The following is a 20,588-nucleotide window of genomic DNA, read 5'->3' on the forward strand; positions in this document are numbered from 1 at the left end:
ACCTCTCACCGACAGATATAATTTTTACTTTCATCAATCTCTTTACCGAAGGTGATTGTGCATGAAAGCCCTTGTTGCTTATCAATTGCCACATTAACCGCTGGTGGTATTTCATTGGTGCGAATAAAAAGCTGACTTCCCTGGCCGACAACGCCAATATTATGACCGTGGATATCATTGACTTCGTAGCCAAATGTTAACGGTTGCCCATCCACTCTTAATGCTTTTATAAACCAGGGTTTGCGTTGATCGGTGTCGAAATTGACCAGAACGACCGCGCCGCGATAAGGGGCGGCAATTTTACGGTTACCGCGTAATTCTGTTTCACTGTCACTTTGCGATACATCCAGCATCAGGTGATTTTCCCGATGAGGAGTTATTCCGTCGTATATCACGACACCATTACGGTTCGTGGTGCGATATTTTTGCCCATTCACATAAGCATCTTTAATTCCCGGCGCATGCATCACGGCAAAAGTTTCAGAAAGACGATTCGCCAGATTAACGCCACCCGACCAGGCGACAATGCCCCCTGAAACACTGGCTCCAGCCTGCCGATAATTACTCGACTGACTATAACTGCCATTCACTGTCGCCACAGGCGCGTTCCAGGTTAAATTCGCCCCTGCTGTCGTTTCATTTCCCTGATGTTGATGACTCAGGTTGACACCATAATTGAACTGATCTCGACTCCCTACTGTTCCTGATAATCCCGTATTATTTGAGGCAAAACCCTGATCATCAAACGTCGTTGAGTTAGACATATATATTTGCCGACGAGGCGTCGTAACGTCATCTCCCCAGTCAAAGGGTATCGATATAAAAATATTAAAGCGTTTCTCTTCATGATGATTCTCGTCATATGCCTGACTTGCCGCGAGGGTATAGCTTATCCGTTGCAAATTATTGGAATAACTCAACTGATAATCTTTACTGCTGCCGCTACGCCCCCAGTAATCCCGCCATAAAGTACTTAATGACACAGATCCCCAGCCTTCTGGCATTGACTGACTCATATTGGCGGAAAAGCTATTTTTGCGACCAAAATCATTCTGGTAATAATCGGCAATGTCATAGACATCGTTTTTATCACGACGATAATTATCTTTATTATTTGCCCACACATAATCGTTAAACGTCCGGTAATCACGCGACGAATAACGCCAGGCCGCCAGACCAAAACGTGTCGATGTTTGGCTCAAAAATTTGTTATAAGCAATTTGATAACTTTGCCCGTCAAACACATCACCATTGTCTTGCTTACTGTGCGATTTAGTTGCGTCGACTGAAATTGCGCCAATGCGCGTGTTCCAACCTGTTCCCAGGGTAAACGCGTAGTAATTATTAGCAATCATCGTGCCGCCATACAGCGTCAATAAGTTATTAAAACCATACTGATAACCTGCCTGGACAAAATCACTTTGCTTGCTCGCACCTTCAATATGACTACGGCCCGCTGCAAAATCATATTTCGACACGCCGGGTTGCAGCATATTAGGTACTGCCGCATAAGGCACCAGATATGTAGTAACTGAACCATCGGCTTCCTTAACACTCACATCAAGATCCGCACCTCCGCCCGCTAACTGCAAATCACTAATCGAAAACGGGCCTGGTGGAACCTCTTTCTGATAAACGACAAAACCGTTCTGTTCAATAGTTACCAGCGCGTTACTCTGGGCAATCCCCTGTACCCGCGGGGTAAAATTTTGCTTCGAGTTTGGCAACATCTGCATATCACGAAATAACCGAACTCCGCTGAAGCGAACGGAATCAAATATATCGGCTGACGTGTACATATCACCAATACGCAGCGTGCCGAGAATTTGAGAAAATCCACGTTCCAGATACAGTGTATTGCTTTTCCACTCCTCTGTATTGTTATCTGTTTTGCTAAAACTGGCATCAGAATGCAGTTGCCACCCCAGAAAATTTAACCCGCTGTTAAAACGTACATAGGTACTTTTGCTATTTCCCGACGCTTTATAGTCGCTGTAATACTGACTCACATAATAAGAGGTGTAAACCGCATTAATTCCCCGTTCCCAGTTTTCCGGTGGAACATAGCCACTTTCCAGCTCTTCCACCCAGGCTTGCGGAACACTGAAATCGAGACGAAAAACGCCGATATCCCAGGCATAACTCCCCCCCTGAACAAGTTGCTCTAATGTTAAACATTGCTTGTCGCTGGCAAAGTTATCGGTATTAATACCTAACCGTTTGATAATATCCCTCGATAAACACGTTTCTTGCGGATTATCTTTAACGCTAATTTCATATTTACCGCGCCATTGTTTATTAACATAAATATCGATTTCATATTGGCCAGGCAAAGGTTGATTATCATCCAGACGAATATGAGCAACCTGTTGGTCTTTCATTCCCCCCATCATAAAATGGGTATCAAAGGTCTCTTCAGCCGCATAAGCTTCAATGCCGAGCAATAACGCAACGATTGCTGATGCAAGTGGGGTCATTCTCAACATAGGCAGCTCCTGCAATTAAATTTTGTCACTAATATAGTTGCCATGATCATCAATAATGGTCAGATGCCAGCTATTTGCATTATTATTTTTGACGTTAACGCTCTGACTTTCTAATGGTGCAATCATGATAGTTTCATAATTAACTTTGACATTATTGGCTTTTACATCAGAAATCGTTACCCAATTCGCTGAGTCATTTTTTATCACCAAATGATTACCACTGCGATTCACCAGCAATTTTTTAAATATTGCTTTGTTTACCGGTGGGATACCCGCCGGTCGATAAAACAATTTAATTCTGTTTTGCATCGCAAACTTCAGTGCATTCTTGCCTTCTTGTTCTGGACTATTTGGTGGAATATCCAGAATATTCAGATAAAAAATACTCTCTTTATTAGTGGGCAGTTTATTCGGCATGATTTTAATTTTTACTTGCTGCCCGGAATTTGCCCCTATTTTTGCCACTGGTGGCGTTAACATAAAAGGAACCTGGATTTTTTCTGGTGGGAGTGAAGTATCACCATCATCAATCCACGCCTGAAGCAGCGAAGAGCGATCACCCTGATTCATCAACTGTATCATCACTTCTTTTTTTTCTGCCGGGTAAATAATACGTGTCCCGTAGATAACAACTCCGGCATGTGCAGGAAAAACCATCGAAGAGATGAGCAAGGGTAATAATCCTTTCATCTTAATTCCTCTTTAAATTAAAAAGCCGCCATGGGGATAGCGGCCATGTCTATTACCTGGAGAAACTTGCAAATTTATTTAATTATTAATCCTGGGCTACACGCATAACTAAAGAAGATACTACATCACCTGATTGCACTGAGTTTTCTGTCAGTTTCAGATATTTCGCTTTAAACGGGATCGCATATTGACCATCCGCTGTTTTATAACTTTCAATATTAAAAGGTGCAGAAACATCCAGGACATCGCTGTTATCACCTAAATAGAGATAGTAGCCCACGGTATCGTTACTACTGGCTATAGCTTTATCGTTGCCAATTATTTTATCGTTGGTAATCAACGAAAGTTTTACACCAGCAACCTCTTTCGGACAGCTAATTTTTAACATGCTACTGGTTACACCGACCGCATCATCATAGGTAGAATATTTAGATTTACCATCAAAGACAGTAGTTGGTACAGTCGGCATATTAATACTTACTGAATCACCACCTGCTTCGAATTTACATGGGGACTCTGCAATATTCCCTTTAATGGTTAAAGTCCCGGTATCAACATCAGCAGCAAATACCTCAGCACTCATGAAAAAAGAAGAAAAGACAGCGGTAGCAATAATTGAACGTTTCATAACATGTTCCTTAATAGAATTTATTTTTGGTTGTTAAGAGTCTGTATCTCCTGGGAACAAATTTCTCACGCCTCAAAAGTTACCGCAATGTAAACATATTGTTTTATTGATTTAAAGCAAATTAACTATTGCAATATAAACGCAACAAATAGTTAATGGCATTAAATATTTATCAAATCTATTAATTAATACGAATTACTGTAGCTGTCATTTTTAATATCAATAAAAAAGCTGAAATCATTCACATGAATGATTTCAGCTTTCTAAACTCTTTAACCCCGATATTGCCAGATTTAATCGTAGCGATTTAAAACGATTTGCCGTTTGTTCCCATTACCCGCAGCAACCAGCTCTGTCGTGACGCCTTTTACCGGTGAAGAAATCCGATGGCGGGAATCAACGCTTTGCAATACCTGACCGCAATGCTGTTGGGGCTGGCTATTAACAATATCCATACTGCATGTCGGGGGGCTGATCCTGCCATTGATAGTTAATGTGGCGGTATCTGATGAAAACGCGGGAGACGCCAATCCATAGGCGAGAAAAATAATTCCTGACAGCCAATACTTATTCATTGAACGTTATCCCTGTAGTAAAGGTTATGCCTGGATAGATTGAGTGCATAACAAACTATAGCTGTACATCCACTACACAGCCACGAAGGATGGTAAATGGGCATTGCCTGCACGATCAATCTACTTTGTTCAGTTTCGGACGAAGATCCGCAGAATATTCGCAGCATTAAAAAAGCTGTTCATTATAGCTGCAAAAATAAATACACCGCATCAATGTAACATTGCTGCGGTGTATGAAGTGTACCCAGAAAGGTTAATACGCGTTAGACTGCGCGGAAGGAGATCTCGCCAGGAATAACTTCTCCCTGCCAGTAGAGCTGGGCAGCAACGCGGTCAGCCAGTTGACGATAGATAGCGGTAAATTCGCTCTCTGGACGGCTGATAACGGTCGGTGTGCCTTTGTCGAGGTCTTCACGCAGGCTAATGTGCAACGGCATCTGACCCAGCAACTGCGTGTGATATTTCTCAGCCAGTTTCTCTGCACCACCGGTGCCAAAAATCGGCTCGTGATGACCACAATTACTGCAGATATGCACGCTCATGTTCTCGACAATGCCCAGTACCGGCACTTCGACTTTCTCGAACATCACAATGCCTTTTTTCGCATCAATCAATGCGATGTCTTGCGGCGTAGTGACCACTACAGCACCGGTCACTGGAATATTCTGCGCCAGTGTCAATTGAATATCACCGGTGCCTGGCGGCATATCAAGCACCAGATAGTCCAGATCGGGCCATAAGGTTTCTTGCAACATTTGCATCAGCGCCTTGCTGGCCATCGGGCCGCGCCACACCATCGCGTTGTCGTCAGTGACCAGATAACCAATCGAGTTGGTTGCCAGACCATGAGACATAATCGGCGCCATGTGAGTGCCGTCCGGCGAGGTCGGACGCTGATTTTCTGCCCCCAGCATGGTTGGGATCGACGGGCCATAAATGTCGGCATCCAGAATGCCGACTTTCGCTCCTTCCGCCGCCAGCGCCAGCGCCAGGTTTACCGCCGTGGAGGATTTACCCACGCCGCCTTTGCCGGAACTGACCGCGATAATGTTCTTCACGCCGTTAATTCCCGGCTGATTTTTAACGCGTTTCAGCGTGGCAATGCTATGCGACAGTTTCCAGTCGATAGCTTTTGCCCCGGTGATACGCAGCAATTCGGCGCTACATTGCTCTTTTAACTCTTCGAACGCGCTATGCCAGACGAACGGCATAACCAGTTCCACATGCAGCGTGTCGTCCATCCAGGCGACATGATGCAATGCTTTCAGCGTGGTGAGGTTATGCTTCAGGGTTGGGTGCTGAAAATTAGCCAGTGTCCCGGCGACCATTGCGCGCAAGGCTTCTGGTGATTTGGCCTGGGATTGTTCGTTCATCCCGACTCCTTATTTATATAGATAAACCATCAGCTAAATAGTTTACCTGAAGAAAATAGATAAGTACTTACTTAACATTTTCCCATTTGGTACTATCTAACCCCTTTTCACTACTAAGAAGTAATGCCTACTATGACTCAAGTCGCGAAGAAAATTCTGGTGACGTGCGCACTGCCGTACGCTAACGGCTCAATCCACCTCGGCCATATGCTGGAGCACATCCAGGCTGATGTCTGGGTCCGTTACCAGCGAATGCGCGGCCACGAAGTCAACTTCATCTGTGCCGACGATGCGCACGGTACGCCGATCATGCTGAAAGCTCAGCAACTCGGTATCTCCCCGGAGCAGATGATTGGCGAAATGAGTCAGGAGCATCAGACTGATTTCGCAGGCTTTAATATCAGCTATGACAACTATCACTCGACGCACAGCGAAGAGAACCGCCAGTTGTCGGAGCTTATTTACACTCGCCTGAAAGAGAACGGTTTTATTAAAAACCGCACTATCTCTCAGTTGTACGACCCGGAAAAAGGCATGTTCCTGCCGGATCGTTTTGTGAAAGGCACCTGCCCGAAATGTAAAGCGCCAGATCAATACGGCGATAACTGTGAAGTATGCGGTGCGACTTACAGCCCGACTGAACTGATTGAACCGAAATCGGTGGTTTCTGGCGCTACGCCGGTAATGCGTGATTCCGAACACTTCTTCTTTGATCTGCCCTCTTTCAGCGAAATGTTGCAGGCATGGACCCGCAGCGGCGCGTTGCAGGAACAGGTGGCAAACAAAATGCAGGAGTGGTTTGAATCCGGTCTGCAACAGTGGGATATCTCCCGCGACGCGCCTTACTTCGGTTTTGAAATTCCGAACGCGCCGGGTAAATACTTCTATGTCTGGCTGGATGCGCCGATTGGCTACATGGGTTCCTTCAAGAATCTGTGCGACAAGCGCGGCGATACCACCAGCTTCGATGAATACTGGAAGAAAGATTCCACCGCCGAGCTGTACCACTTCATCGGTAAAGATATCGTTTACTTCCACAGCCTGTTCTGGCCAGCCATGCTGGAAGGCAGCAACTTCCGCAAGCCGACCAACCTGTTTGTTCACGGCTATGTGACGGTGAACGGCGCGAAGATGTCCAAATCTCGCGGCACGTTCATTAAAGCCAGCACCTGGCTGAATCACTTTGACGCTGACAGCCTGCGCTACTACTACACCGCGAAGCTCTCTTCACGCATCGATGATATCGACCTGAACCTGGAAGATTTTGTTCAGCGTGTGAATGCCGATATCGTTAACAAAGTGGTTAACCTGGCCTCCCGTAACGCGGGCTTCATTAACAAGCGTTTTGACGGCGTACTGGCAAGCGAGCTGGCTGACCCGCAGTTGTACAAAACCTTTACCGATGCCGCTGAAGTGATTGGCGAAGCGTGGGAAAGCCGCGAATTTGGTAAAGCTGTGCGCGAAATCATGGCGCTGGCTGACCTGGCTAACCGCTATGTTGACGAGCAGGCTCCGTGGGTGGTGGCGAAACAGGAAGGCCGCGATGCTGACCTGCAGGCGATTTGCTCGATGGGTATTAACCTGTTCCGTGTGCTGATGACGTATCTGAAGCCGGTTCTGCCGAAACTGACTGAACGTGCGGAAGCGTTCCTGAATACGGAACTGACCTGGGATGGTATCCAGCAACCGCTGCTGGCGCATAAAGTGAATCCGTTCAAAGCACTGTATAACCGCATCGACATGAAGCAGGTTGAAGCACTGGTGGAAGCATCCAAAGAAGAAGTGAAAGCCACCGCCGCGCCAGTTACTGGCCCGCTGGCAGACGATCCGATTCAGGAAACCATCACCTTTGATGACTTCGCCAAAGTTGACCTGCGCGTGGCGCTGATCGAAAACGCAGAGTTTGTTGAAGGTTCTGACAAGCTGCTGCGCCTGACGCTGGATCTCGGCGGTGAAAAACGCAATGTCTTCTCCGGCATTCGTTCTGCTTATCCAGACCCACAAGCGTTGATTGGTCGTCACACCATTATGGTGGCTAACCTGGCGCCGCGTAAGATGCGCTTCGGTATCTCCGAAGGCATGGTGATGGCTGCCGGTCCTGGCGGGAAAGATATCTTCCTGTTAAGCCCGGATGCCGGTGCTAAACCGGGTCATCAGGTGAAATAATTCCCCTTCAAGGCGCTGCATCGACAGCGCCTTTTCTTTATAAATTCCTAAAGTTGTTTTCTTGCGATTTCGTCTCTCTCTAACCTGCATAAATACTGTTAGCATCTGTATTCGACTGGATAAAAATACAGGGATGCAGAATGAGACAGTTTATCTATCAGGACGAAAAATCACATAAATTCTGGATGGTGGAGCCGCATGGCAACGAGCTGCATATCAGTTGGGGCAAAGTTGGCACCAACGGACAAAGCCAGGTAAAAAACTTTGCGGACGCTGCAGCAGCGGAAAAAGCGGAGCTGAAGCTGATTGCGGAGAAAACGAAAAAAGGCTATGTGGAAGACGCTTCGGCAAATGTGAATCTCCCGCCAGCCACCAAAGCCAGAGTCACTCCTGAAGTTGAAACTCCTCCTGTAAATAAGAATAAATGCCCCTGGCTTGCTGATGATGCGACGATTCCGGTAACTGACGATATTAATCGATTTGCTTTTCCTCATCGCCGCAGGCCGAGAGAAATCGGTTACCTGTATAAAGATGGTGAAATATGGAAGCGCATCGCAGATAACACCAGGGCATATGACCCCGACAACAATTACCGCTCTTATCCTGAAAACTGGCTGCTAGCGTTTGCCGAGTTACAAAGGCGAATTCTGGATAATCAACAAACAGGGAGTGTGCAATCTGATGCTGCATTGCTCTGGAGTTTCTGGAACTCTTACTCTGCAGATGAACTGGTCGATGACTTAGTCATTCGCTGTGGACTGGAAACTACCGTTGAAATCGCTCTTCGTGCTCTTCAACTAAAATATAAACCAGTAAAAACTGACGTCACGACCATAATTCCTCCTGATCTCGAAGCAGAATCGCTACCGAGTTGGCATCAGCGTCTATGCCATTATCTTTCACTCGCTTCAGAAGATGAGTGGCAACGCTGTGTAGATAAAGTACTTACCGCCATTCCCTCACTCTCCCCAGCACGGCAACCTTTTGCGGCGCTACTGATCCCTGAACGACCGGATATCGCCAATGCTATGGCGCTACGTTATGTAGATCAAAACGTTCCGGCAATGACCTGGTTAAGACTGGTGGTAACCGATAATGCAGCTCTGAGCACAGCGGAAAAATACGACTTCCCACCGTTGTATCGTGATTTTCGCGCTTACCTGGCAATGTTGCTGGCAAATCATGGGATATGCGGTGTAAGCCGGATACTTCTTGAGTTAACGGAAGACCATTCTGACAATCCCACTTATCTCTTCGAGCGCATCAGCGAGACTGAAAATCTTGTCAAATGGTTATGGAAAACGAATCACCCGGATGCGATTCAAATTCTGATCCTTGGTGTAATTGGCAAGAAAAAGCACCTGGAATACTTAAGCAAAGCCTGCCAAAAACATCCCGCTGCGGCTATTGCCGCTTATGCAACTTTACTGGCAATACATGAAGATGCACAGTGGCGTAACGCACTTGTCAAACTGATTACCGCCACGCCAGAGTTGGTATGTGACGTTATTCCCTGGGTTAATGCTAAAGCGGCAGGCATATTATCTGAATGTCGTCCGCAACCTGTGACTGATGAATGTGAATATGCCACTGCGGATATGTTGCCGGAGCTGTTTACCGCTCCACCGTGGGTAATAAATAAGAAAAAGAATGCAATACCCGTATTTGATTTACCGGTGCTTCCAGTTCCTGCCGTCACTGATATCACACCAGGAATTACAGAGTTAATCAGTCATACTGACATATCCAGATTCAGTGAAATCGCGAAATTTCAGACATCACAGCAAACATTATTTACCGATCTGCCACTAATTGAAAAGGAAAGCTGGGAAACGTCTTTCATCCCTTTAACGCCAGAACAGCAAATCCTTTGGCAACTGGGGTTTAAGGAATGGCGCAGAACCGGAGAAGAACAATACGAAAAAAAAATAATGCCACAAAGCGCAGTTGATGCCCTGTTACGTTTCGATTTCCCCGCGCTGAAAGCAGAGTTTGCGCAATACCATAACAAAGGAAGCAGACACTGGCAGTTGTACGCGCTCTGCTTCCTACCCACTCAGCATGCTATTTATTTTCTCAATCAAATAATTAATGAAGAGCAATTCTCCGGCGAGAGAGAAATTCTGGCGATTTTTGGTGACGCGGCCATTCCTGCGTTTATGAAATGTCTGCAACGTAAGCCACAACAGTTGTGGATATTCACCCTTTTCCTGGGCGTCAGCGAATTAGCATTACCGATGGCGCAGCGATTACAGAAAAAAATGTCTGCTGAAGATGCCCGAAAATGGCTGGTTAACTTCCCACGCCATGCAACCGCCGGGCTACTTCCTGTGGCACTGGGCAAACAAGGAAAAGATCGTGATTGTGCCCGCCAGGCACTCCGCCTGCTGGTGAAATTAAACCAGCGAGAAACGATTGAGGAAATCGCCCAATGGTATAATCAACCTGATGTTTTAGCTGCGCTGGCAACATTATTTGATAGCGACCCGCTGGAAGAATATCCCGCTAAAATCGCCCCACTGCCCGGCTTTTATCAGTTCAGCTTATGGCGCAGACCACGGCTTAAAAGTAACAACCTGCCTCTGCCAGATGACGCTATGCGCCACCTCGGCACAATGTTGAGCTTTCCTCGCGACATTACCCCCTACGCTGGGCTGGCGATCATCAAAGAAACCTTCACCCGCGAATCACTGGCTGACTTTGGCTGGGATCTGTATACCGCATGGACGGAAGCTGGCGCACCCGCAAAAGAAAACTGGGCATTTACCTCGCTGGGGATTTTAGGCAATGACGACACCGCGCGTAAACTAACCCCGCTCATCCGCGCCTGGCCGGGTGAATCCCAGCATAAAAGAGCTGTTTATGGTTTGGATGTGCTAGCCAATATCGGTAGCGATATTGCGCTGATGTTGCTTAATGGTATTGCGCAAAAGATTAAATTCGTTGCATTACAGGAACATGCCAGCGACAAAATCAACATGGTCGCTGAAAATCGCGGACTGACAATGGCCGAACTGGAAGACCGCCTGGCACCGGATTTAGGGCTTGATATCAACGGCTCGCTGACACTGGATTTCGGCTCACGCCAATTCACCGTTGGTTTTGATGAAACCTTAAAACCCGTCGTGCGCGACGAAAACGACAAAGTTCTGAAAGATTTACCTAAACCCAACCAGAGTGATGATAAAACACTGTCAACTGACGCAGTTATCCTCTTCAAACAGTTGAAAAAAGATGTTCGTGCTATCGCCAGCCAGCAAATTACCCGTCTGGAACAAGCCATGTGCCAGCGCAGACGCTGGACGGCAGAGCAGTTCCGTCTCTTTCTGGTGGAACATCCGCTGATGTGTCACTTAACCCGACGGCTGTTATGGGGAGTATATAACGATGAAAACACCCTTATAGCCTGTTTCCTCGTGGCAGAAGACAGCACCTACAGCGATGCACAAGATGAGCTATTCACGCTGCCAGCAGGAAACATCGGTATTCCGCATGTGCTGGAAATTCCCGCTGAATCCGCCGCTGCATTCAGGCAAATTTACGCTGATTACGAACTGCTTCCCCCCTTCCAACAGCTCGATCGTGGTAGTTATCGTCTTGCTGATAATGAACGTAGCGCCCACGAACTGACGCGCTGGAGCGGGCGGCTTTGCCAGGCCGGGCGCATTGTCGGACTGGAACGCCGAGGCTGGCAACGTCTGGAAGAAAGCGGCAGCGTTTATGCGATGCGCAAATCTACTCCTTATGGCGATCTCGAACTTGAAACAGAACCTTTTTCATTGATTTACGGCGAAACGGGATATGGCGACCTGCTACCTGTTGAAAGCGTAAAAATGACTTCACCAGGGGAACGCTACAGTACACAGCCCTCGCTCACGTTCTCCGCGCTTGATGCCATCACCGCCAGCGAACTGATTAACGATATTGAATCACTGTTTGATTAAAAGGACTTTGCAATGAAAACCTATATTTATCAGGACGAAAAATCACATAAATTCTGGGCGGTTGAGCAGCAAGGCAACGAGTTGCATATCAATTGGGGTAAGGTCGGCACCAACGGGCAAAGCCAGGTCAAAAACTTTGCGGACGCTGCGGCGGCGGAAAAGGCAGAGCTGAAACTGATTGCGGAGAAAACAAAAAAGGGATATGTGGAACAAGCGGAGACAAATGCTAAATTAACAGCGGTGTCAGTGAAAAAAGAATCTGTCGCAGCGAAAAAACAGGAAGACACCATAAATGATCATCAGGTAGCGGCGAACAATTTTCCCTGGTTAGCAGACAACGATCCCATTATTCTTCCCCCAAATATTGCTCGCTATGCTCTCAGCCACCGCCTTTGGCCGGGAGATCCGGTAAAAAAACCAACCCAACCTGAGAAACAAAATTTAATTTCTCGGCTGGCAAATCGAACCTACAACTATTATAAGAATCTGACTTTCGATTACAGCTCATGCTCCGATGAATGGAGTAATGCCATCAGTCAGGCAATCAGCTTAATTAATGCACGAAAGCCTGAGATGTCTGCACGTACTATGGCTGTACTTACCTTACTGGAAATTTGTTTTTGTCAAAGCTGGAATGATGAAACCTCATCCGAGTTGTTGGATGAAATTGTAAGCACCTTCGGTATTGAATACGCAACTGAAACTGTCATCTACTGGTGGCAAATTGATTTCGATTTTGATTATAAAAAGGAACATTTGACCTTCTTTATTAATAATTCAGATTACAGCCAGGATAACTATAGAAGGAATAGAGACAACTTTAGTTTACGTCTGCGTAAACATTTATCGCTGGCTGAAGAGGAAGTCTGGCAAAATTGCATTGCCAAATTACTCGTTGCGTTGCCGCATATATCACTCTATCGCCAGCCGTTAATTGCCATTTTAATACCTGAAATACCCGAAGTGGCCCATGATATCGCACGCCAGTTGCATCAAGTGATGAACATTCCACAACTGGAAATGTTAAAACTTGTAGCGACAGATCCACAAATACTGGAAATATTAGAGCCATATCAGGATACTAATGTATTTGGAAGAAGTTGGTCTGCCACTGTACTGCGAGAACAAGGCATCAAGGCTCTTACTCGCCTGCTTCCCTATGCTGGAGAAGATAATTGCGGTGACGTACTAAAATGTATCAATCATCCGCTGGCTGTTACGGGACTTATAGACGCCGCAGATTATAATAAACGTTGTTATGACCGACTGATAAAAAGTGCCGAAAGTTTTCCTTCTGCCACAATAGCGGCATTAGCCGAAGCATTAATAAAAAATAACGATCAACGTAAACATACTTTGCTGGTTTCACTACTTAATGCAAATCCTTTATTGGTCGAAAAATTAGGCCAATGGCTATCGTCACAAGCTGCGAAATTAGTACATCAATGCCAACAATTGCTGAATAGTCGCGATGAAGATTTCGCAAACTCAGAAATTCTGCCAACAGTGTTAGTCTCGCCGCCGTGGGTGGTTCGAAATAAAAATGACGACAACAGTCCTTTGGCTAAATACCCGGCGAAAATTCCCTCTTTACCGCTATTTTATCAACCTTCGTTATGGACACGCCCGGTACTAAAAAATAGTAGCAAGATATTACCAGATAACGCCCTCCTCCACCTCGGTGAAATGCTTCGCTTCCCTCAGGAAGAAGCACTGTATCCGGGATTATTACAGGTGAAAGATGCCTGTACCCCAGACTCACTGGCTGAATTTGCCTGGGATCTGTTTATCGCCTGGCAGACTGCTGGCGCGCCGTCGAAAGAGAGTTGGGCATTCAGTGCGTTAGGTGTTCTCGGTAACGATGACACCGCCCGCAAACTAACGCCGCTTATTCGCGTCTGGCCTGGCGAATCCCAGCATAAACGCGCCACCGTCGGGCTGGATATTCTCGCCGCTATCGGCAGTGACATTGCCCTGATGCAACTTAACGGTATCGCCCAGAAGCTGAAATTCAAAGCATTGCAGGAGCGGGCAAAAGAAAAAATTGCCAGCATTGCCGAAAGCCGCGAACTGACAGTAGCAGAACTTGAAGACCGGTTAGCCCCGGATTTGGGGCTGGATGATAACGGCTCCCTGCTGCTGGATTTCGGCTCGCGTCAGTTCACCGTCAGCTTTGATGAAACCCTAAAACCGTTTGTGCGCGATGCGTCTGGCAGCCGCCTGAAAGACCTGCCCAAACCGAACAAAAGCGATGATAAAACGCTGGCTGCCGATGCCGTTAACCGCTTTAAACTGCTGAAAAAAGATGCCCGTACCGTCGCCGCTCAACAGGTAGCAAGGCTGGAATCAGCCATGTGCCTGCGCCGCCGCTGGGCAGCGGAAAACTTTCAACTCTTCCTGGTTGAGCATCCGCTGGTTCGCCACCTAACCCGTCGCCTGATTTGGGGCGCGTATAACACCGACAACCAGTTGCAGGCCTGTTTCCGCGTGGCGGAAGATAACAGCTACAGCACCGCTGACGATGATCTCTTCACTCTCCCAGAAGGTGATATAGCGATTGGTATCCCTCACGTTCTGGAAATATCACCGACGGATGTCGCCGCTTTTGGTCAGCTTTTTGCCGACTACGAACTGTTACCGCCATTCCGCCAGCTTGATCGTAACAGTTACACCCTGACAGAAGCCGAACGCAATGCCAGCGAACTGACCCGCTGGACAGGCAGAAAATGCCCGAGCGGTCGGGTGATGGGGCTGGCAAATAAAGGCTGGTTGCGTGGCGAACCGCAGGATGCAGGCTGGATCGGCTGGATGATCAAACCTCTGGGCCGCTGGTCGTTAATCATGGAAATCGATGAAGGTTTTGCTGTAGGCATGTCGCCAGTCGAACTCAGCGCTGAGCAACTCTTAAGCAAATTATGGTTATGGGATGGAAAAGCAGAGAGTTATGGCTGGGGAAGAAATTCTGCACAGGAAGCACTGTTCTCCGTGCTCGATGCCATCACCGCCAGCGAGTTGATTAACGACATCGAAGCACTGTTTGAATAAGGAAAGAACATGAACAAGGAATTACTGTGGCTGGCGGACGACGCGCAACTGGAACTGAAATTTAAAAAAGGCAAAACGCCGCTAAGCCATCGCCGCTGGCCGGGCGAACCGGTGCCCGCTGTCACTGAAAGTCTCATTCAGACATTAGGAGATGAATTACTACAACAAGCAGGCAAGAAGCAAAATATCACCTGGCATTACGATAAATGTTCACTGGAGTGGCAGTCCGCCATCCAGCAGGCGATCAATTTGATTGGTGAGCATAAACCGTCAATCCCAGCCCGCACAATGGCGGCTCTGATCTGTATCGAGAAAAATGATAGCCAGCAGTTACTTGATGAAATCGTGCAAAAATATGGGCTGGAATATGCGACGGATGTGGTGATAGCGCGTCAGTTCATTGTACAGAGTTATCATGCTGATCCATCAACAGTGTGTTTAATGACACCGAACGAGAATACGGGCTATGGCTATCGCTCAGAGACTTATAGCAATTTCGATTTTCGTCTGCGTAAACATCTTTCACTGGCAGAGGAAAATTGCTGGCAGCGTTGTGCCGACAAACTCATTGCCGCACTGCCAGAGATCCCCATAGTTCGCCGCCCTTTTATTGCGCTGCTGCTTCCGGAAAAACCAGATATAGCGAATGAGCTTGCCAGCCTTGAAAGCCCATCAACGAGTTTTTACTCAAAGGAGTGGTTAAAGGTCGTTGCTACTGATAATACGGCGGTAAAAAAACTCGAACGATACTGGAGCCTGGACGTATTTAGCGATCGTGAAGCCAGTTATATGTCGCATGAAAACCACTTCGGTTACGCTGCCTGCGCGGCCCTTTTACGCGAACAGGGAATTGCAGCCGTTCCCCGCCTGGCGATGTATGCTCATAAAGAAGACTGTGGCAGCCTGCTGGTACAAATAAACCACCCGCTGGTCATCCGCATCTTGCTACTGGTGGCTGATAAAAATAAACCCAGCCTGCAGCGTGTTGCCAAATACAGTAAAAATTTCCCCCATGCAACGCTCACTGCACTGGCAGAACTTATCGCGCTGGAAGCACCACCTGCTCGCCCCGGTTATCCGATTATTGAAGACAAAAAACTGCCCGCACAGCAAAAAGCATGTGATCAATACTGGCGTAATCTGTTGCAAACATTGATTACATCGCAGCCACAACTGGCAGATGAAGTGAAGCCCAGGCTAAGTACAAAAGCACAAACCGTGCTGAATAGTTTTTTATCCGTGCCGCCGAAATCTGCCATTGATAGCCCTGATAGCAGTGCTCTGCCTGAAATTTTGGTTTCACCTCCGTGGCGTAGTAAGAAAAAATCGCCGCAACCACGTCTTGATTTGGTTCCGCTCGAATTAACGTCACAAGTTTACTGGCAACCGGGCGAGCAAGAGAGGCTTGCCACCACAGAGTCTGCCCGTTATTTCAGCACGGAATCACTTGCGGAACGCATGGAACGAAAAAGTAGTCGGGTTGTACTACAGGAGCTGGGTTTTGGGGATGATGTATGGCTGTTCCTGAATTATATACTGCCCGGCAAACTGGATGCAGCACGCGAATCATTAGTGCTTCAGTGGCATTACTACCAGGGCAGAGTCGAGGAAATCAACAATGGCTGGCATTCTCCGGAAGCAAAATCAGCAGCGCAGCGGCGACGTTGAAACGTTAATTGACATCTGGGAAAAGGACAATCATTCGCCTTATCATCAGGAAAAGAGTGTCTGGAATCTGTATTTATTGGCACTGCTTCCGCGTGAGATGGCAGTGACTTTCTGGCTGCGTATCAATGAGAAAAAGCATCTGTTCGCGGGTGAAAACTATTTTCTCAGCATCCTCGGTTTGGATGCATTACCCGGCCTGTTGCTGGCTTTTTCACATCGTCCAAAAGAAACATTTCCGTTAATTTTAAATTTCGGCGCTACCGAACTGGCGCTACCCGTTGCCCGCGTCTGGCACCGTTTTACCACTCAGCGTAATCTGGCACGCCAGTGGATTTTACAATGGCCAGAACATACGGCTACCGCACTTATTCCTCTCGTCTTCACCAAGCCCGGCGACAACCGCGAAGCCGCATTACTTGCCCTGCGTTTACTGTATGCACAGGGACATGGAGAATTACTGCAAACCGTGGCAAACCGCTGGCAGCGTGCTGATGTGTGGCCTGCCCTGGAGCAATTGCTTATACAGAAGCCACTGGAAATTTACCCACCACGCATTCCGAAAGCCCCTGATTTCTGGCATCCGACAATGTGGCGCAGGCCACGGCTTATCAATAATAATCAGCTTGTTACCGATGATGCTCTGGAAATTATTGGCGAAATGCTGCGCTTTACTCAGGGTGGGCGTTTTTATAGCGGGCTGGAACAATTGAAAACGTTCTGTCAACCACAAACGCTGGCCGCTTTTGCCTGGGATCTGTTTACCGCCTGGCAACAGGCTGGAGCCCCCGCAAAAGACAACTGGGCATTTCTGGCGTTAAGTCTCTTTGGCGACGAAAGCACGGCACGGGATCTGGCGACGCAGATCCTCACCTGGCCACAGGAAGGAAAATCTGCCCGTGCTGTCAGTGGCCTGAACATACTTACCCTGATGAATAATGATATGGCGCTGATACAACTGCACCATATTTCGCAACGCGCGAAATCGCGCCCTTTACGTGAAAATGCGGTGGAGTATCTCCAGTTGGTCGCAGAAAATCGCGGGTTAAGCGAGGAAGAGTTAGCGGACAGATTAGTCCCAACACTGGGCCTTGATGACCCGCAGGCGTTGATTTTTGATTTTGGTCCACGGCTGTTTACCGTTCGCTTCGATGAAAACCTCAACCCAGTTGTCTACGATCAGCAAAACGTTCGCCAGAAAAGTGTTCCCCGGTTGCGAGCCGATGACGATCAACTGAAAGCGCCCGAGGCACTGGCCCGATTAAAAGGGCTAAAAAAAGATGCCACTCAGGTGAGCAAAAACCTGCTCCCGCGTCTTGAAACTGCCCTGCGCACCACCCGACGCTGGCCGCTGGCAGATTTTCATTCTCTCTTTGTTAATCATCCATTTACTCGCCTGGTTAGCCAGCGACTGATATGGGGCGTTTATCTGGCAAATGAACCGCGACATTTACTCAACGCCTTTCGTGTGGCCGCAGAGGGGGAATTCTGCAATGCACAAGATGAGCCAATTGACCTGCCTGCGGACGCTCTGATTGGCATTGCGCATCCGTTAGAAATGTCAGCAGAAATGCGTGGTGAATTTGAACAACTTTTTGCCGACTACGAAATTATGCCGCCTTTTCGCCAGTTGGCGCGGCGCACGGTACTGCTCACTCCTGACGAGTCAACCAGTAACAGCCTGACTCGCTGGGAAGGTAAATCCGCTACCGTTGGGCAACTTATGGGAATGCGCTACAAAGGCTGGGAGTCAGGCTATGAGGACGCATTTGTCTATGACCTGGGCGAGAACCGGCTGGTCCTTAAGTTTTCACCCGGTTTTAACCACTACAATATTGATAGCAAAGCGCTAATGGGCTTCCGTTCTCTTCGAGTGTATCGTGACAATCAATCTGTCACTTTTGCTGAACTCGATGTGTTTGATTTGAGTGAGGCGTTAAGTACTCCAGACGTCATTTTCCACTAACACACAGCGGGTAGTAACAGAACTGCCCGCTATCTGACAACTGAGAAAATCCATGATCGTGCAAAGTGAACTGGTCGCTGTTTACGACTATCAGGTTATTGATCCCGAAGAACCCTTTTCCTTCCGACTTGCAATCCATAAGTACGCCCAATTATTTACTGGAACGGTCTACCGACAGGAACGCTTCCGGTTACATCCAACATTTAATCAATTTGATCGAGATGATAGCGTTCCGCTAATAAATGATGCGTTGATTTATATAAGAGATGAATTTATTGATGAGGGAAGATTACGTGGGGAATCACCAGAAGCTGTAATGGCGATTTTTAATCGTGAACTACAGAATATATTTAACTAACAAATATAAAGATAGTTTTATTAAAGGGGGAAGCGGTTTCCCCCTTAGTTGCGTTTCAATTTGCCCGTTACTTCAACAAATCAATCAACCGTAACAGAGCCACTAATAGCTCCAGTACGGCAATGAGCACGGTTAACTTTCGTGTCAGCGTGTCCATCCGCTCTCCTTATTAAGGAGCGCAACACCAGCACCTTACCCTTACACTGCCTGTCGATACTGGTTTACGTATGTTGGACCACGATGTTGCACTCCGGATCAGGGCACCACCTGCAGCACCACCCGTCCGGTAGCCAGGACTTGAAATGGGTTCGATCCGGCGCAACGTCCCAACAGTCAGGATTATAAATCTCATTATCTTAATTGCAACGGGGTCCAGCGGTGGTTATAATTCGTTCGTTGGAACACGATGTTGCACAGGCTGCGGTGTTGGGCCTGAAAGTAGTAAATAAAAAAACCTGCCTCACCAGCAGGTTTTTTTATTTCCTGTGATCTGCTTTCCAGATATTTTATTACTATTTTCCGCTCAAACAACTAATGCGCCAAACAGTTATTGCGCGTAAAATATCGTTTATTTCATTAATACATTTCAGGGATGAATATATGTCACCGCAGAATAATCATCTGCAGCGTCCGCCTGCTGCTGTGTTATACGCCGATGAACTGGCAAAATTAAAACAAAATGATAACGCACCTTGCCCGCCCGGTTGGCAGTTAAGTTTGCCTGCAGCGCGTGCTTTTATTCTTGGTGATGAGACGAAAAACATCAGCCGTAAAGTCGTAATAAGCCCTTCTGCTATTGAACGCATGTTAGTGACTCTCGCCACCGGGCGCGGTTTAATGCTGGTCGGGGAACCGGGTACGGCCAAATCTCTCCTTTCTGAATTGCTCGCAACGGCCATTAGCGGCGATGCCGGTTTAACCATTCAGGGCGGCGCATCAACCACCGAAGACCAAATCAAGTACGGCTGGAACTACGCTCTGCTTATCAACCACGGTCCGTCAACAGAAGCGCTTGTCCCGGCTCCGCTTTATCAAGGCATGCGCGATGGCAAAATCGTCCGTTTTGAAGAGATAACGCGTACACCGCTGGAAGTGCAGGACTGTCTGTTAGGCATGCTTTCTGATCGGGTGATGACGGTGCCGGAACTGGCCGGTGAAGAAAGCCAGCTTTATGCTCGCGAAGGCTTTAACATTATTGCCACCGCCAATACCCGCGATCGCGGCGTCAATGAAATGAGCGCCGCGCTCAAGCGTCGCTTCGATTTTGAAACCGTCTTTCCGATTATGGATTTCGCCCAGGAACTGGAACTGGTCGCCAGTGCGTCAGCGCGTTTACTGGCCCATAGTGGCATTCCGCATAGGGTGCCTGACGCAGTACTGGAGCTGCTGGTACGCACGTTCCGCGATCTGCGGGCCAACGGTGAGAAGAAAACGTCAATGGATACCCTGACGGCCATTATGTCCACCGCCGAAGCCGTTAACGTAGCGCACGCCGTGGGCGTCCGCGCCTGGTTTTTAGCAAATCGCGCGGGTGAACCTGCCGATCTGGTGGACTGTATTGCTGGCACCATCGTCAAAGACAACGAAGAAGATCGCGCTCGTCTGCGCCGTTACTTTGAACAGCGCGTTGCCACACACAAAGAAGCTCACTGGCAGGCTTATTACCAGGCTCGCCACCGCCTGCCGTGAGGA

The 20,588-nt window shown here is 47.8% G+C and carries 9 protein-coding genes and 3 pseudogenes; 7 read left to right on the forward strand and 5 right to left on the reverse strand.

Annotation, left to right across the window (positions count from 1 at the left end; genetic code table 11):
- Window positions 1-5: 5 nt before the first annotated feature.
- The 5 genes from A1WG_RS20260 to apbC form a co-directional block, all read right to left on the reverse strand.
- Window positions 6-2,486, reverse strand: coding sequence for a fimbrial biogenesis outer membrane usher protein (locus tag A1WG_RS20260; RefSeq protein ID WP_001516676.1), 2,481 nt, complete (start codon window positions 2,484-2,486; stop codon window positions 6-8).
- A 15-nt stretch (window positions 2,487-2,501) separates the two neighbouring features.
- Window positions 2,502-3,176 carry a fimbria/pilus periplasmic chaperone gene (locus tag A1WG_RS20255; RefSeq protein WP_001516677.1) on the reverse strand — a complete coding sequence of 225 codons (675 nt, stop codon included), beginning with the start codon at window positions 3,174-3,176 and terminating at the stop codon, window positions 2,502-2,504.
- Window positions 3,177-3,261: 85 nt separating this feature from the next.
- Window positions 3,262-3,804, reverse strand: coding sequence for a fimbrial protein (locus tag A1WG_RS20250; protein ID WP_001516678.1), 543 nt, complete (start codon window positions 3,802-3,804; stop codon window positions 3,262-3,264).
- 293 nt (window positions 3,805-4,097) lie between these two features.
- A complete protein-coding gene (locus A1WG_RS20245) occupies window positions 4,098-4,379 on the reverse strand; it encodes a DUF2574 family protein (protein WP_001516679.1) in 282 nt (93 codons plus the stop codon).
- 263 nt (window positions 4,380-4,642) lie between these two features.
- A complete protein-coding gene (apbC, locus tag A1WG_RS20240; protein WP_001005460.1) occupies window positions 4,643-5,752 on the reverse strand; it encodes an iron-sulfur cluster carrier protein ApbC in 1,110 nt (369 codons plus the stop codon).
- Window positions 5,753-5,884: 132 nt separating this feature from the next.
- On the opposite strand from apbC, the gene metG reads away from it, so the two are divergent.
- From metG to A1WG_RS20215, 7 genes and pseudogenes are all read left to right on the forward strand, one after another.
- Window positions 5,885-7,918, forward strand: a complete 2,034-nt coding sequence (gene metG, locus A1WG_RS20235; RefSeq protein WP_001516682.1) for a methionine--tRNA ligase — start codon at window positions 5,885-5,887, stop codon at window positions 7,916-7,918.
- Between the two features lie 140 nt (window positions 7,919-8,058).
- The gene (locus A1WG_RS20230; RefSeq protein ID WP_016242518.1) at window positions 8,059-11,862 is read left to right on the forward strand and encodes a WGR and DUF4132 domain-containing protein; all 3,804 of its coding nucleotides are present in this window, start codon (window positions 8,059-8,061) and stop codon (window positions 11,860-11,862) included.
- Between the two features lie 12 nt (window positions 11,863-11,874).
- A pseudogene (locus A1WG_RS25345) lies at window positions 11,875-12,091 on the forward strand (WGR domain-containing protein); the annotation flags it as partial.
- A 1,328-nt stretch (window positions 12,092-13,419) separates the two neighbouring features.
- A pseudogene (locus tag A1WG_RS25350) lies at window positions 13,420-14,907 on the forward strand (DUF4132 domain-containing protein); the annotation flags it as partial.
- Window positions 14,908-14,916: 9 nt separating this feature from the next.
- Window positions 14,917-18,538 (forward strand): annotated as a pseudogene (gene yehI, locus A1WG_RS0121320) (DUF4132 domain-containing protein YehI).
- Between the two features lie 52 nt (window positions 18,539-18,590).
- Window positions 18,591-18,896, forward strand: a complete 306-nt coding sequence (locus tag A1WG_RS20220; RefSeq protein WP_001516688.1) for a hypothetical protein — start codon at window positions 18,591-18,593, stop codon at window positions 18,894-18,896.
- Between the two features lie 600 nt (window positions 18,897-19,496).
- Complete coding sequence (locus A1WG_RS20215) at window positions 19,497-20,585, forward strand: ATP-binding protein (RefSeq protein WP_001516689.1); 1,089 nt, start codon at window positions 19,497-19,499, stop codon at window positions 20,583-20,585.
- Window positions 20,586-20,588 lie beyond the last annotated feature (3 nt).

Source organism: Escherichia sp. KTE96 (assembly GCF_000408525.1).
GTDB lineage: Bacteria > Pseudomonadota > Gammaproteobacteria > Enterobacterales > Enterobacteriaceae > Escherichia > Escherichia marmotae.

What these genes read in the sequence shown, in the direction of transcription:
- A1WG_RS20220 (WP_001516688.1), top strand. Translation starts at nt 18,591, where the DNA reads ATGATCGTGCAAAGTGAACTGGTCGCTGTTTACGACTATCAGGTTATT.
- metG (WP_001516682.1), top strand. Translation starts at nt 5,885, where the DNA reads ATGACTCAAGTCGCGAAGAAAATTCTGGTGACGTGCGCACTGCCGTAC.
- A1WG_RS20245 (WP_001516679.1), bottom strand. Translation starts at nt 4,379, where the DNA reads ATGAATAAGTATTGGCTGTCAGGAATTATTTTTCTCGCCTATGGATTG.
- A1WG_RS20260 (WP_001516676.1), bottom strand. Translation starts at nt 2,486, where the DNA reads ATGTTGAGAATGACCCCACTTGCATCAGCAATCGTTGCGTTATTGCTC.
- A1WG_RS20250 (WP_001516678.1), bottom strand. Translation starts at nt 3,804, where the DNA reads ATGAAACGTTCAATTATTGCTACCGCTGTCTTTTCTTCTTTTTTCATG.
- apbC (WP_001005460.1), bottom strand. Translation starts at nt 5,752, where the DNA reads ATGAACGAACAATCCCAGGCCAAATCACCAGAAGCCTTGCGCGCAATG.
- A1WG_RS20255 (WP_001516677.1), bottom strand. Translation starts at nt 3,176, where the DNA reads ATGAAAGGATTATTACCCTTGCTCATCTCTTCGATGGTTTTTCCTGCA.
- A1WG_RS20230 (WP_016242518.1), top strand. Translation starts at nt 8,059, where the DNA reads ATGAGACAGTTTATCTATCAGGACGAAAAATCACATAAATTCTGGATG.
- A1WG_RS20215 (WP_001516689.1), top strand. Translation starts at nt 19,497, where the DNA reads ATGTCACCGCAGAATAATCATCTGCAGCGTCCGCCTGCTGCTGTGTTA.